The following is a 13,032-nucleotide window of genomic DNA, read 5'->3' on the forward strand; positions in this document are numbered from 1 at the left end:
CTCAGGCCACCTTCGCCGCCATCTCGTCGTCGACGAAGACCGGTCGGGCCACGCGCAACCCGGCCACGGTGATGCCCACCCCGCTGAGCATGAGCAGCAGGAGCACGACGGTCCACCCGCCCGTGACGGCGCGGAGGACGCCGACGACGAGCGGCCCGAGACCGGCGAGGAGGTACCCCACCGGTTGGACGAAGCCCGACAGCTGCGCCGTCACGCGCGGGTCCCGTGACCGGGCGGTGATCAGGGCGATCGCGGTCGGGAAGGCGAAGCCGGACACGCCGAGCAGCGCCGCCCACACCCACGGCAGGGCCGTCGGGGCCAGGAGCAGGCCGAGGTACCCGCTCGAGGCGAGCACACCGAAGGCGACCATCCAGACCGACAGGTGGCGGCCGCGGTCGATGACGGTGGGCATGAGCAGCCCGCCGAGGATCCCGAGCCCGGCGACGATCGAGGTGTACGCCCCGGCGGAGGTCGCCGAGAGCCCGGCGTCGCGGTAGATCTGCGGCAGCCAGCCGAACTGGACGTAGGCATTCATCGACTGGACCGCGAAGAGCGCGGTGAGCGCGATCGCGGTCGGCGAGTGGATCATGCGGCCGTTGACGACGCTGCCGGTCCGTCGGTGCACGCGGTCCTTGGCGCTGATCACCAGCCACGGCACGAGGGCGAGCAGGGCCACGACCCCCCACACCCCGAGCGCCCCGCGCCACTGCCCCGGGGCGACCTGCGCCAGGGGAGCGGCGAGGAGCGGACCCATCGAGCCACCGATGGTCAGGCCCATGCTGTAGACGGTCATCAGCCGCACGCCGCCGTCGAGCGAGTGGGCCTTGATCCACGCCGGGACGAGCACGTTGCCCAGGCCCATGCCGGCCAGACCGACGGCCGTGAGCGCGATGAAGACGACGGCGGAGTCGGTGAGCACCCGCAGGAGCAGTGTGACGACGAGGGCGGCGACGCCGAGGGTGATGCCCTTGGACAGGCCGACCCGTTTGGCCAGGGCCACGGCGACGCCACCGGCGAGCGCGAAGGTGAAGCCGGGGAGCGCGGTGAGCAGGCCGGCGAGCGTCGGGCCGAGGGACAGGGCGGCGCTCAGCTCCTGCAGGAGCGGGCCGACGGAGGTGGCGCCGGGGCGCAGGTTGATCGAGATCAGCGCGACCCCGATGACGACGAGCACTGCGGGGAAGGGGGGACCCGGTCGGGTCTCGGGGCGCGTGCTCATCAGTCGGGTCTACCACCCGCGGGTGGTGGGCGCCCAACCGGTCCGCGGTGGGGCTCCGCCTAGGATCTGGCCATGCTCGAGCAGAGAGACCACCGCGTGCCGACGTGGGACGAGTACTTCCTGGGGATCGCCGACGCCGTCGCGGCCCGCGCCAAGTGCACCCGTCGTCGCGTCGGTGCGGTCCTGACGATCGAGCACCGCATCATCGCCACCGGGTACAACGGTGCCGCCCCCGGTGAGCCCGACTGCCTCGAGGGCGCCTGCCCGCGTGGGCAGCTCGACTACGAGGTGATCCCCGGCCTGGGTGACTACGACCGGCCCGGGACGCCCGGCTTCTGCATCGCCATCCACGCCGAGGTCAACGCGCTCCTCTTCGCCACGAGGGACACGAAGGGGGCGACGGCCTACATCACGGACCCGCCCTGCCCGGGGTGCCGCAAGGCCCTCGCCGCCGCCGGCATCATCCGCGCCGTGTGGCCCGGCGGCTCGCACGACCGACACGGACTGACCCACTGGTCGTGAGCCGCCCGGGGGTGGGATGCTTCAGCCATGAGCACCGACGCGAGCATGCAGGACGCCCCGACGCCCGCCGGGGCCGTCATCGCCGCCATCGACGGCAGCCACCGTGACCCGGCCGTCCTCGACTGGGCCGCTGCCGAGGCCGTCGCCGTGGGCGCACCCCTCCATCTCGTCCACGCCGTCGACCTCGGCACCCCGCTGTCCGCGTACGGGGAGCTGCTGACCAGCCCCGACATCGTCGACAAGGTCGAGCAGGAGTCGGTGCGCGTGGCCACCGAGGCCAGGGAGCGCGTGACCGCGACCCACCCCGCGCTCGCCGTGACGATCGCGCTGCCCACGGGCGCCCCGGCAGGTGGCCTGCTCAACGCCGCCGACGGCGCGCGGTTGCTCGTCGTCGGCTCCGCCCGCAAGACCAAGGCCGAGCGGATCGTCCTGGGCACGACCTCGCTGAGCGTCGTCGCGCACTCACCCTGCCCCGTCGTGCTCGTGCCGGAGGACTGCGACGTCAGGGGCGACGGCCGGGTCGTCGTCGGCATCGACGGCAGCGAGCACAGCCGGTTGGCCTTCCAGTACGCCCTCGAGGTCGCCGCGCTGCGGGGCAAGACGGTCACGACCGTCACCTCGTGGAACGTCGAGGTCGTGAACGGCGTCGTCGTCACCGAGCCGGGCTCGCCCGAGTGGGAGACGGTCGACAAGCGCTACCGCGACATGGCCGAGGCGACGATCGCCGACCTGCGCGCGGCCCACCCCGAGATCGACGTCTCCGTCGAGGTCCACCACGGCCGCGCCGCCGACACGCTCGTCGAGGTCGCCCATGGCGCCGACCTGCTCCTCGTCGGCTCCCGCGGCCGCGGAGGCTTCCGCGGGATGCTCCTCGGCTCGGTGTCCCAGCGGATCCTGGGCCGGGCGACCGTCCCGGTCGGGGTGCTGCACAAGCACTAGGCCGCTTCCTCCGGAGTGGTCAGGGGAGGTGCCTCTGCCGCCGGCCACGCTCCTACCGACGCGGGCCCGGTGAGTGGTGATGGAAGCGCACGAAGGGAGGGGGCGGCACGGCTCAGGCCGAAGTCCGGACCGGCACTGAGAGGCACCTCTGTGTACGCCACGAGTCCGGACTTCGCGCCAAGGGCCGCCCCCTCCCTTCGGGAGCGGACGCCTCGACGCCCTCGGGAGCGGACGCCTCGGGCCTTCGGGAGCGGACCTGCCGAGCAGCGGACGCCTCGGGTAGCTCCGGACCGAAGGCGTGAACTCAGCCCGCGTGCTCGGCGTGGAAGCGCCGGATCGCCTCCGCGCCCTCCTCGGTGTCCTGGGGGCGGTGGTCGGTGTCGCGCAGGACGAGGTGCTGCGCCCCCTTCGCTGCGAGCGCCTCGGCGACCTCGGTGTAGAGCGGCCACTGGTCACCGGTGATCACGAGCGTCGGCACGAGCCGGAGGGTGTCCGCGCGCAGCGAGATCTCCCACGGCGCCGGGGTCGTGCGCATGCGCGCGGCGACCTCCTCGCACGTGCCGGGGTCGAGGTCCGGTGGCGGTGACCCCATGCCCGCTGCGAAGCGTGCGAGGAACTCCGGGCCCCCCACCTCCGGGTCGTCGGCGAGCGCGAAGACGGGAGCGAGGGCCCGGATGTGCCGCTCGACGCGGCGGCCGCCCCGGGCGAGGTCGAAGCAGGCCGGACCGAGGAGCACGAGGCTGCGCAGCCGGTCCGGGCGTCGTTGCGCGGCGAGCACGGCGGTCACCGTGCCGTAGGAGTGCCCGACGACGTGGCCGCGTCCGCCGAGGGCCTCGATGACCCGGTCGGCGTCGCGCTCGGGCTGGTCGGCCCGGCCGGTGCGCCGCAGGAAGACGTCATCGGGGTTCTCGGCCCCGGCCTGCAGCGGCCAGGCCTCGGGCCCGCTGCGGCCACGGCCGTGGACGAAGACGGTCCGTGCGGTCGGTCTGATGATCGGCATGTCAGGCCCTCGCTCGCAGTCGCCCGCCGGGCATGGCGGGGGCGGGAAGGGGGCTCACCTGTTCCGCCTGCCCCGCCTCGAAGGGGCCGAAACGCTCCGGCCCGGCGGCCGGCTCGGTGCCCGCGCCGATCTCGCTCATCCACCGGTCCCGGGCGGCGACGATGTCGTCGTGGCTGCGGCCGACGAAGTTCCACCACATGACGATCTCCTCGCCGAGGGGTTCGCCGCCGATGATGAGCAGGCGCGCACCCGTCGCAGAACGCAGGCTGATGCGGGTGCGTCCGGGGGAGAGGTAGCCGAGCTCGGCTGCCTCGAGGCCCTGCCCGTCGACGGTGACGTCGCCGTCGTCGAGGAGGACGGCGTGCTCGTGGCCCTCCGGGACGTCCAGGACGGTCTCGGCGTCGGCGTCGAGGAGCAGCTCCGCGCCGAGCAGCGGTGTCGGTGTCGTGATCGGTGACTCGACGTCGAGCAGGCTGCCGAGGAAGACCCGGATGATCCCGCCGGGGACGTACATCGGCTCGGGCACGTGGTGGACGAAGGACGGCTCGACACCCACGGCCCACCCGGGCAGCGCGAACCACAGCTGCACGCCGTGCAGGGTCGAGGTCTGCGGGGTGGAGAACTCCGAGTGGCTCACGCCGCGACCGGCGGTCATGAGATTCAGCTCGCCCGGCCTGATCGTCGCGTGCACGCCGGTGGAGTCACGGTGCTCGATCTCGCCGGTGAAGAGCCACGAGACGGTCGCCAGGGCGGTGTGCGGGTGCCGGGGGACGGCCATCCCGCCGGTGGCCGAGACGTCGTCGGGCCCGTAGTGGTCGAGGAAGCACCACGCTCCCACGAGCGAGCGTGCGCGGGAGGGGACGGTGCGACGGACGTGCATGGCGCGGGGGCCGCCCAACGGCACCTCGCGCGGGATGAGGATCTGCAGGTGGGCCACCATCCCCACGCTACCCGCGTGCTCGGGGGAGCGGGCGGGGGTGGACACCGGCATTCACGCTGCAGGAGGGTGGCCGGGTGAGCGACGAGAGCACCCTGCTGGAGGACCTGGCCGAGGCGCGCGGGGTCTCCACCCGGTGGTGGGACTGGCGCGGGGAGCGGCGCACGGTGCCGGCTTCCTCCCTTCGCGCCGTGCTGTCCGCGATGGGCGAGGAGACCGACGACGAGGAGGCGCTCGCCGCATCCCTCGAGCGCACCCGCACCCTCCCGTGGCGCCGGACGCTGCCGCCGACGGTGGTGCAGCGGGCCGGGGAGGCCACCCGCGTGCTCGTCCACGTCTCCCACGGCGCCGCCGTCTCCGTCTCCGTGGAGCTCGAAGGGGGAGGGCGCCGCCTGCTGGAGCAGGTCGAGCACGTCGTGGAGCCGCGCGAGGTCGACGGCGAGCGGGTCGGGGAGGCGGCCTTCGAGCTGCCGGCGGACCTGCCGCTGGGGTGGCACGAGCTCGTCGCCGTGACGGAGTCGGCGCCGTTGCTGCCCGGCAGCGAGCGGGCCGTCCTCGTCACCGTCCCGACCCGGCTCGACCTGCCGGAGACCGTGCCGGGGCCGCGTGACGGCCTGATGACGCAGCTGTACCAGGTGCGCAGCCGCGGCAGCCAGGGGATCGGCGACGTGGGTGACCTCGTCACCCTGGGGGAGTGGGCCGCGCGCGAGCACGGGCACGACTTCGTGCTCGTCAACCCGCTGCACGCGGCCGAGCCGGTCGCGCCGATGGAGCCGTCGCCGTACCTGCCGACCTCGCGGCGCTTCGTCAACCCGGTCTACATCGACCTGCGCAACCTGCCCGACGCCGACGCGCTGCCGCCGGACGCCCGCGCGGAGATCGCCGAGCTCGTGACCCGGGGGCAGGAGCTCAACGAGGCCGACACGATCGACCGGGACGCCGTCTGGGAGATCAAGCGCCGGGCGCTGCGCACCGCGTTCCGCCACCTCGGCCCCCACCACGACGCCCACGTCGCCGCGCTGCGCGAGCAGGAGGGGCAGGCACTCCTCGACTTCGCGACGTGGTGCAGCATCGCCGCCGTCCACGGCACGGAGTGGGAGAGCGACTGGCCCCGGGAGCTGCACGACCCGCGCGGCGCTGCCGTCGAGGCGCACCAGCGAGCCCACGGGGAGGAGATCGCCTTCACGATGTGGCTGCAGTGGCTCGTGCGCCACCAGCTCGCCGGCGCCCGCGAGGCGCTGCGCGCGAGCGGCATGGGGATCGGCATCGTCGGCGACCTCGCCGTCGGCATCCACCCCGAGGGGGCCGACTCGTGGGCGCTGCAGGACGTGCTCGCCCGGGGGATCGAGGTCGGCGCCCCGCCTGACCAGTTCAACCAGCTCGGCCAGAACTGGTCCCAGCCGCCGTGGCGGCCGGACCGGCTCGCCGAGACGGGGTACGCCCCCTTCCGGGACATGCTGCGCGCCGTCCTGCGGGACGCCGGCGGGCTGCGCGTGGACCACATCATCGGACTCTTCCGGCTGTGGTGGGTGCCGGAGGACCACGACCCGGGCGAGGGTGCCTACGTGCGCTACGACCACGAGGCGCTCATCGGCATCCTGGCGCTCGAGGCCGCGCGGGCCGGGGCGGTCGTCATCGGGGAGGACCTGGGCGTCGTCGAGCCGTGGGTGCGCGAGCACCTGAGCGAACGGGGGATCCTCGGCACGAGCGTCATGTGGTTCGAGTGGGTGGACGGCCGGCCCAGGCCGCCGGAGGACTACCGCGAGCTGTGCCTGGCGACCGTGACCACGCACGACATCCCGCCGACCGCCGGGTACCTCCACCTCGAGCACGTGGCGATCCGCGAGCGGCTCGGTCTGCTCACCCGGCCGGTCGAGGCGGAGACCGAGGCGGAGGAAGGGAGCATCGCGGCCGTGCGCTCGGCCCTGGCCGAGCGCGGGCTGCTCGAGACCCCCTTCGCCCCCACCGGTGCGGTCGTGGCCGCCATGCACCGGTGGCTCGCCCTGACCCCGGCCAGGCTCCGCGGGTACGCCCTGACCGACCTCGTCGGTGACGTCCGCGCGATCAACCAGCCTGGGACCGACGAGGAGTACCCGAACTGGCGGCTGCCGCTGGCCGGACCGGACCGCGTCCCGCTTCTCCTCGAGGACGTCGTGGGCGGGTCGCGCAGCCGCCCCTGAGGGTTAACCCTGCATCTTCGGCGGCCGATGGCGGGGTGGTCTCCGAAGAGTCACAGTTGTGTCTCACCGCACACGTGTCCATGGAATTTGACCATTCCGTGGTTTTTGATGTCACGAGCAGCCGCTGACCGCGCTGCACCCAGGGGCGCCACCGGCCGACGGTGACGCTGATCGGACCGCCAACTCGGCGGCATGACGTAGGAGGACATCCATGCGAGTGAAGTCTCGCTCGATGGCTATTGCCAGCATCTCCGCGGTCGCGCTTCTCGCGACCGCGTGCGGCGGCAGCAGCGACGACAGCAGCGGCGGTTCCGGCGGCGACGGTGGCGGCGAGATCGTCGTCTCCGGCTGCACCCCGGAGAACCCGCTGATCGCAGGAAACACGGGTGAGACCTGTGGTGGGAACGTCCTGGACGTCATGACCGCCAAGCTCATCCACTACAACACCGAGACGGCCGAGCCGGAGATGGACATCGCCGAGTCCATCGAGACCGAGGACAACCAGAACTTCACGGTCAAGCTCAAGGAGGGCTACAAGTTCCACGACGGGACCGAGGTCAAGGCCCACAACTTCGTCGACGCCTGGAACTACACGGCCTACGGTCCGAACGCCCAGCAGGGGTCCTACTTCTACGCCCCGATCCAGGGCTTCAACGAGACGCAGTGCAGCGGCGAGGGCGATGACCCCTGCGCCGGTGACGGCAAGCCCTCCCTCGAGGAGATGTCCGGCCTGAAGGTCGTCGACGACCACACCTTCACCATCAAGACCAGCGAGAAGGTCTCGAACCTGCCGATGCGTCTGGGCTACACCGCCTTCGCTCCGCAGCCGGACGCCTTCTTCGAGGACCCGGAGGCCTTCGGCGAGGAGCCGATCGCGGCCGGCCCGTACAAGTTCGACTCCTGGGAGAAGAACCAGGCCATCAGCCTGAGCCAGTTCGAGGACTACGCGGGTGAGTACGCCGGCGAGACCGAGAAGATCACCTTCAGGATCTTCAAGGAGCAGGAGGCCGCCTACACCTCCCTCCTCGCGGACGAGATCGACATCATCGACGCGATCCCGGCCAACGCCCTGGTCGGCGACAAGTTCAAGTCCGACCTCGGTGAGGGCAACTACCTCACCCAGCCGAACTCCACCTCGCAGTGGATCGGCATGAACTACCACATCGACAAGAAGCTGGCGAACAAGGACCTGCGCCACGCCCTGTCGATGGCGATCGACCGCGAGACGATCGTCAAGCAGATCTTCAACAACGCCTACGAGCCGTCCACCGGCGTCGTCTCCCCCGTCGTCGACGGGTTCAAGGAAGACCAGTGCGGTGAGTACTGCGTGTACGACGAGGAGAAAGCCAAGGACCTCTTCGAGAAGGCCGGCGGCTACGACGGCAAGCTGACCCTCACCTACAACGGTGACGGTGGCCACAAGGAGTGGACCGAGGCGGTCTGCAACTCGATCAAGAACACCCTCGGCGTCAACTGCGTCGCCTCCCCGACCGTCGACTTCGCCACCATGCTGACCAAGCTCGGCAACAACGAGCTCGAGGGCCTGTGGCGCATGGGTTGGGTCATGGACTACCCGTCCATCGAGAACTACCTCGCCCCGATCTTCAGCAAGGGCGCGGCCTCGAACTACTACCAGTACGCCAACCCCGAGTTCGAGGAGCTGCTGACCAAGGCTGCGGCGTCGGACGACCCGGCCGAGGCCAACGAGATGTACCAGGAGGCGGAGCGCGTCATGCTCGAGGACATGCCAGCCATCCCGCTGTGGTACGGCCAGTCCATGATGGGTTGGTCCGACGACGTGGAGAACGTCAAGGCCACCCCGTTCGGCAACCCGGACCTGGCCAAGGTCACCACCAAGTGATCGGACCGCTCGGTCTGAGCTAGTCCACCACCGGCCGGTCACCCCTGAAGGTGGCCGGCCGGTTGGTGTGTCCGCGCTCGGGACGCCCTCGACCCGTGGGCGCGTCCCCGAGCATCTGGAAGAGTTATCCTCTGCCGGCGTCACAGCGCCACCAACACCCCTAGGAGGTGAACGTGGGTAAATACATCGTCCGCCGACTGCTGCAGATGATCCCCGTCATCATCGGCGCCACGTTCCTGATCTACGCCATGGTCTTTGCCATGCCTGGTGATCCCACGGCAGGCAAGTGTGGTGAGCGGCCGTGCCCGCCCGCGTACATTGCCGAGTTCAACGAGAAGTACAACCTCAACGACCCCCTGCCCGTCCAGTACGGCAAGTACATGGCCAAGGTGGCCCAGGGCGACCTGGGCGAGAACCAGTACGGCATCCCGGTGTCGGAGGACCTGAAGGACCGCTTCACCGTCACCGCCCAGCTGGGACTTATGGCCCTGGTCATCGAGGGTGTCATCGGCATCCTCGCGGGTGTGCTGGCCGGCCTGCGCAAGGGTGGCTTCCTGGACAATCTCGTCCTGGTGAGCACCCTCTTCGTGATCTCGGTGCCCATCTTCGTCACCGGCTTCACCCTGCAGTACATCCTCGGGCTGAATCTCGGGGTCGTCCCGGCCCTCGTGGGGGCCGAGTACTCCTTCTACAGCCTGCTCCTGCCGGGCTTCGTCCTCGGCTCGCTGTCCATGGCCTACATCGCCCGACTCATGCGCAGCAACATCGGTGAGAACTTCAAGTCCGACTACGTGCGCACCGCCAAGGCCAAGGGACTGAAGCAGGGACGCATCATCGGCGTGCACACCCTGCGCAACTCGATGATCCCCGTCATCACCTTCATGGGTTACGACTTCGGAGCGCTCCTGGGCGGTGCCATCGTCACGGAGGGCATCTTCAACATCCACGGCGTCGGTGGGTACATCTTCGAGGGGATCCACAACCGCGACGGCATGGCCGTCGTCGGCGCGGTGACCGCGCTGGTGATCATCTACCTCATCGTGAACCTCATCGTCGACCTCCTGTACGGCGTACTGGACCCGAGGATCAGCCATGACTGACAAGAAGACCCGCACCGCACCCGAGACGCCCCAGCCCGAGCGGGAGACACCCGGCGCAGAACCCGTGAGCAGCTCAGGGGTCAGTGCCGACGGTCGGCCGGTCGTCGACGACGACCAGGTCGTCGCACGGTCGCTGAGCGCGGACGCCTTCCGCTCGCTCAAGCGCAATCCGTTGTTCTGGGTCTCCAGCGTCCTGGTCCTGATATTCCTGCTGATGGCCGCCTGGCCCTCGCTCTTCACCAACCAGGACCCGCACTACGGCGTGCTCAGCCGGGCGATGCAGTCGCCCAGCACGGAGCACTGGTTCGGTACCGACCGTCAGGGTTACGACATCTACAGCCGCGTCGTCTACGGCGCACGGGCCTCGATCCTCGTGGGTGTCTTCGCGGCGTCGGGCGCACTGGTACTGGGCAGCATCATGGGTCTGCTCGCCGGGTACGTCTCCGGCTGGGCCGACGCCCTCGTCAGCCGCGTGGCGGACATCTTCTTCGCCATCCCGCTGCTGCTGGCCGGCATCATCTTCCTGGCCGCCATGCGTGAGGAGGACACGATCTTCGGCGTCCCGATCCAGGGGTACTTCGGCGTGATCTTCCAGGTCGTCCTCGTGCTGGTGATCTTCGGCTGGCCGAGCATCATGCGCCTCATGCGCTCCTCGGTGCTGCAGGTCAAGCCCAACGACTACGTCCAGGCGGCCCGGGCCCTCGGAGCCTCGCCGATGCGGATCACCCGGCGGCACATCCTGCCCAACGCGATGGCCCCCGTCATCGCGGTGAGCACGATCAACCTCGGTGCCTACATCAGCGTCGAGGCGACCCTGTCGTACCTGGGTATCGGCCTGCGTCCGCCGACCGTGTCCTGGGGCGTGATGATCACCGACGCCCAGATCGCACTGCGGACCGAGCCCTACATCCTCTTCTTCCCCGCCCTCTTCCTCAGCCTCGCGGTCCTGGCCTTCATCATGCTCGGTGACTCCGTGCGTGACGCCTTCGACCCGAAGAGTCGCTGAGAGCAAGGTGAGTGACCACATGAGTACCCCGACGACGACCGGCGAGCGCCTGCTCGAGGTCGACGACCTGCACGTCGAGTTCCACACCGACGAAGGCGTGGCCCAGGCGATCAACGGCGTGGACTTCTCCCTCGACGAGGGGGAGACCCTGGCGATCCTCGGCGAGTCCGGCTCCGGCAAGTCCGTGACCGCCCAAGCGATCATGGGCATCCTCGACATCCCCCCGGCGCGCATCACCAAGGGCCGCATCCTCTACAAGGGTGAGGATCTGCTGACCATGGAGGACGAGAAGCGACGGAAGGGGCGGGGACCCGATGTCTCGATGATCTTCCAGGACGCCCTGAGCTCGCTCAACCCGGTCTTCCCCGTGGGCTGGCAGATCGGCGAGATGTTCCGCCAGCACCGGGGCATGAACCGCTCCGACGCCTACGACCAGGCCGTGCGCCTGATGGAGCGGGTCAACATCCCCGGCGCCAAGCAGCGCGTCAAGGCCTACCCGCACCAGTTCTCCGGTGGGATGCGCCAGCGGATCATGATCGCCATGGCGATCGCCCTGGACCCGAAGGTGCTCATCGCCGACGAGCCGACCACCGCCCTGGACGTGACCGTCCAGGCGCAGATCATGGAGCTGCTCCAGGACCTGCAGCACGAGCACAACATGGGCATGATCCTCATCACCCACGACCTCGGCGTCGTCGCCGACGTCGCCGACCGGATTGCGGTCATGTACGCCGGACGCATCGTCGAGCGGGCCGAGGTCGAGGACATCTACGCCCAGCCGGCCCACCCCTACACCAAGGGTCTGCTGGAGTCGATCCCCCGACTGGACCAGAAGGGTCAGCAGCTGTCGGCGATCGGCGGCCTGCCGCCGAACCTCACCCGGATCCCTCCGGGCTGCGCCTTCCACCCGCGCTGCGTCATGGCCCAGGACATCTGCCGGGTCGACCGTCCCGAGCTGCTCGACGTGGGCCCGCGCCGCCAGTCGGCGTGCCACTTCAGCCAGGAGGTGCTGAATGCCTGATCATGACGTCATCCTCAAGGCCACGGGCCTGAAGAAGCACTACCCGATCAAGGGCGGCGTCCTGCGCCGCACGGTCGGCCACGTCCGCGCGGTCGACGGAGTCGACTTCGAGCTGCGACGCGGCGAGACACTCGGTGTCGTGGGCGAGTCCGGCTGTGGCAAGTCCACGCTGGGTCGGCTGCTGATGCGGCTGGAGGAGCCGACCGAGGGCTCGATCGAGTTCGACGGCACGGACATGTTCAAGCAGTCGGGGGCGGAGATGCGGCGCCTGCGGCGCGACATCCAGATCGTCTTCCAGGACCCCTACACCTCCCTCAACCCACGGCGCACCGTCGGTGAGATCGTCGCCGAGCCCTTCGAGATCCACACCGACGTCGTGCCGAAGGACAAGCGGCGTGCACGCGTGCAGGAGCTCCTCGAGCTCGTCGGTCTCAACCCCGAGCACGTCAACCGCTACCCGCACCAGTTCTCCGGCGGTCAGCGCCAGCGCATCGGCATCGCCCGCGGCATCGCGCTGAACCCGAAGGTCCTGATCTGTGACGAGCCGGTCTCGGCCCTGGACGTCTCCGTCCAGGCACAGGTGATCAACCTGATGGAGAAGCTGCAGGACGAGCTGGGCCTGTCCTACGTCTTCATCGCCCACGACCTGTCGGTCGTGCGGCACATCTCCGACCGGGTCGCCGTGATGTACCTCGGCAAGATGGTCGAGATCGGGGACGAGGACGACATCTACTCCCGGCCGACGCACCCGTACACGCAGGCGCTGCTGTCCGCAGTGCCCGTGCCCGACCCCACGTTGCGGGGCAAGCGCGACCAGATCGTGCTGCAGGGCGACGTCCCCTCGCCGGCCAACCCGCCGGCCGGGTGCCGTTTTCACACCCGCTGCTGGAAGGCGCAGGACATCTGCAAGGTCGAGCCGCCGCCGGAGCTCATCCCGCGCCCGGACGGCGTCGGCGAGCACGACTCCCGGTGCCACTTCGCCGAGCCGAAGGTCATCGTCGAGACCGAGGACCTCACCGGCAAGGACCAGCGAAGCTTGTTCGCCGGGCAGGGGGACGTCGACACGAGCGACGTCCTGGCCGAGGGACAGACCGGCGGCCCGACCGCGGGGCCGCACGTCGAGACCTCCAGCGCAGGCTCAGGTCACTGACGAGCTCCGCCCACACCACGGCGCCCCCACTCGGTCATCGGGTGGGGGCGCTGTCGTTCCCGCCCCCGGCGCACACCCAACCCTTCGCAACTGCTCAGGC

At 70.2% G+C, this 13,032-nt stretch carries 11 protein-coding genes; 8 read left to right on the plus strand and 3 right to left on the minus strand.

The window, feature by feature from the left end; all coding sequences use genetic code 11:
* Position 1: 1 nt before the first annotated feature.
* Positions 2–1,216 (minus strand): MFS transporter, encoded by a 1,215-nt coding sequence (locus PVE36_RS03410; protein ID WP_277454577.1) that lies wholly within the window; start codon positions 1,214–1,216, stop codon positions 2–4.
* A 72-nt stretch (positions 1,217–1,288) separates the two neighbouring features.
* Here PVE36_RS03410 and PVE36_RS03415 point away from each other — a divergent pair, with 72 nt between their 5' ends.
* Complete coding sequence (locus PVE36_RS03415; RefSeq protein WP_277239461.1) at positions 1,289–1,738, plus strand: deaminase; 450 nt, start codon at positions 1,289–1,291, stop codon at positions 1,736–1,738.
* Between the two features lie 27 nt (positions 1,739–1,765).
* On the plus strand, positions 1,766–2,677 hold the full coding sequence (locus tag PVE36_RS03420) for a universal stress protein (protein WP_277454582.1): 912 nt from the start codon (positions 1,766–1,768) through the stop codon (positions 2,675–2,677).
* Between the two features lie 304 nt (positions 2,678–2,981).
* Here PVE36_RS03420 and PVE36_RS03425 read toward each other — a convergent pair whose 3' ends face one another.
* Both PVE36_RS03425 and PVE36_RS03430 read right to left on the minus strand, forming a co-directional pair.
* The gene (locus PVE36_RS03425; RefSeq protein ID WP_277454583.1) at positions 2,982–3,677 is read right to left on the minus strand and encodes an alpha/beta hydrolase; all 696 of its coding nucleotides are present in this window, start codon (positions 3,675–3,677) and stop codon (positions 2,982–2,984) included.
* A gap of 1 nt (position 3,678) precedes the next feature.
* The gene (locus tag PVE36_RS03430) at positions 3,679–4,662 is read right to left on the minus strand and encodes a pirin family protein (protein WP_346780611.1); all 984 of its coding nucleotides are present in this window, start codon (positions 4,660–4,662) and stop codon (positions 3,679–3,681) included.
* 29 nt (positions 4,663–4,691) lie between these two features.
* On the opposite strand from PVE36_RS03430, the gene malQ reads away from it, so the two are divergent.
* The 6 genes from malQ to PVE36_RS03460 all read left to right on the plus strand — a co-directional run bounded on the left by malQ (position 4,692) and on the right by PVE36_RS03460 (position 12,932).
* Positions 4,692–6,794 (plus strand): 4-alpha-glucanotransferase, encoded by a 2,103-nt coding sequence (gene malQ / locus PVE36_RS03435; RefSeq protein ID WP_277454584.1) that lies wholly within the window; start codon positions 4,692–4,694, stop codon positions 6,792–6,794.
* A gap of 211 nt (positions 6,795–7,005) precedes the next feature.
* Positions 7,006–8,655, plus strand: coding sequence for an ABC transporter substrate-binding protein (locus PVE36_RS03440; protein ID WP_277454587.1), 1,650 nt, complete (start codon positions 7,006–7,008; stop codon positions 8,653–8,655).
* A gap of 173 nt (positions 8,656–8,828) precedes the next feature.
* Positions 8,829–9,755 carry an ABC transporter permease gene (locus tag PVE36_RS03445; RefSeq protein WP_277454588.1) on the plus strand — a complete coding sequence of 309 codons (927 nt, stop codon included), beginning with the start codon at positions 8,829–8,831 and terminating at the stop codon, positions 9,753–9,755.
* Positions 9,748–10,761 carry an ABC transporter permease gene (locus PVE36_RS03450; protein WP_277454590.1) on the plus strand — a complete coding sequence of 338 codons (1,014 nt, stop codon included), beginning with the start codon at positions 9,748–9,750 and terminating at the stop codon, positions 10,759–10,761. Before PVE36_RS03445 ends, PVE36_RS03450 begins: the two co-directional genes overlap by 8 nt.
* 19 nt (positions 10,762–10,780) lie before the next feature.
* Positions 10,781–11,782, plus strand: coding sequence for an ABC transporter ATP-binding protein (locus PVE36_RS03455; RefSeq protein WP_277454591.1), 1,002 nt, complete (start codon positions 10,781–10,783; stop codon positions 11,780–11,782).
* Positions 11,775–12,932: a dipeptide ABC transporter ATP-binding protein gene (locus PVE36_RS03460; RefSeq protein ID WP_277454592.1), complete on the plus strand. Its 1,158-nt coding sequence runs from the start codon at positions 11,775–11,777 to the stop codon at positions 12,930–12,932. Before PVE36_RS03455 ends, PVE36_RS03460 begins: the two co-directional genes overlap by 8 nt.
* The last annotated feature ends 100 nt before the right edge of the window (positions 12,933–13,032 follow it).

It is taken from the genome of Janibacter sp. DB-40 (assembly GCF_029510815.1).
GTDB lineage: Bacteria > Actinomycetota > Actinomycetes > Actinomycetales > Dermatophilaceae > Janibacter.

Bases quoted from the DNA above. Each gene is read 5' to 3' on its own strand.
- PVE36_RS03410 (WP_277454577.1), bottom strand. From the start codon at position 1,216: ATGAGCACGCGCCCCGAGACCCGACCGGGTCCCCCCTTCCCCGCAGTG.
- PVE36_RS03415 (WP_277239461.1), top strand. From the start codon at position 1,289: ATGCTCGAGCAGAGAGACCACCGCGTGCCGACGTGGGACGAGTACTTC.
- PVE36_RS03420 (WP_277454582.1), top strand. From the start codon at position 1,766: ATGAGCACCGACGCGAGCATGCAGGACGCCCCGACGCCCGCCGGGGCC.
- PVE36_RS03425 (WP_277454583.1), bottom strand. From the start codon at position 3,677: ATGCCGATCATCAGACCGACCGCACGGACCGTCTTCGTCCACGGCCGT.
- PVE36_RS03440 (WP_277454587.1), top strand. From the start codon at position 7,006: ATGCGAGTGAAGTCTCGCTCGATGGCTATTGCCAGCATCTCCGCGGTC.
- PVE36_RS03450 (WP_277454590.1), top strand. From the start codon at position 9,748: ATGACTGACAAGAAGACCCGCACCGCACCCGAGACGCCCCAGCCCGAG.
- PVE36_RS03455 (WP_277454591.1), top strand. From the start codon at position 10,781: ATGAGTACCCCGACGACGACCGGCGAGCGCCTGCTCGAGGTCGACGAC.
- PVE36_RS03460 (WP_277454592.1), top strand. From the start codon at position 11,775: ATGCCTGATCATGACGTCATCCTCAAGGCCACGGGCCTGAAGAAGCAC.